The 764-nt window shown below is 55.8% G+C and carries 1 pseudogene; it reads left to right on the forward strand.

The features are described 5' to 3' along the window. Positions 1–232 precede the first annotated feature (232 nt). Positions 233–764: pseudogene (locus P0D89_RS53625) on the forward strand (hypothetical protein); the annotation flags it as partial.

A 764-nucleotide genomic window follows, 5' to 3' on the forward strand; every position in this document is an offset into this window, starting at 1 on the left:
AGTATGCCCTCCCTTATAATCGCCACATATATAGTGATTCACCGACGGAGAGCTCCACTTTATGAGTCAAGCGCACGGGCGATACTCGGGATCTCGGGACAAGGGCCCGCGTCAGTCGCGCCAGCCTTCGAAAACGACATCTCACCGACAGAACAAGTCATACGCAAAGGCCTCACCTGCCCGGGACCCAGCCCAGACGGCATCTATTTTCAAAACGCGTTCGTTTAAATTTTTGGTCGATGCGGTGGGCGCAGAGAACATCGCACTGGGACTCGACTCCAATCTGACGCGCATGACCGAATTGATGAACGGCGAGAGATTCACACCTGAGACGGCCTTCCACATCGAAACGACGCTCGGGCTACCAGATGGCTTTTTCGATCAACCTCATCCTGCCCTCCCATCCGAGACCATCAGTCGCTTGAGGACGCCGCTCGATTTTATTCACGTGAACGCTGAACCGGAAGCATCGTTCGAGCAGGCGCTGGAGACGGCTCCTGCCACACAGGCGAATCCCCACCCTACCCCCACAGATCATTTGCCCAGGGAACCAGAAATGTCAAAGAGGACAGATGGCAGCTCTTCAAAGGCTGTCGCGAAGAGTAGTCCCACAGAGGCAAAGCCTGCCACGACTCCCCCGTCAAAATCGGCATCAACGAAAGCCAAAGCTTCTCCCAAGTCAGGGACCCAGCAATCGTTGCCACTGAACGACGTCGCAGTGCTGGAAAACATCCGTCGCGCGAACCTGCATGTGCTTACCCATG

The sequence above is a fragment of the Paraburkholderia sp. RL18-085-BIA-A genome (assembly GCF_046027075.1).
Taxonomy (GTDB): domain Bacteria; phylum Pseudomonadota; class Gammaproteobacteria; order Burkholderiales; family Burkholderiaceae; genus Paraburkholderia.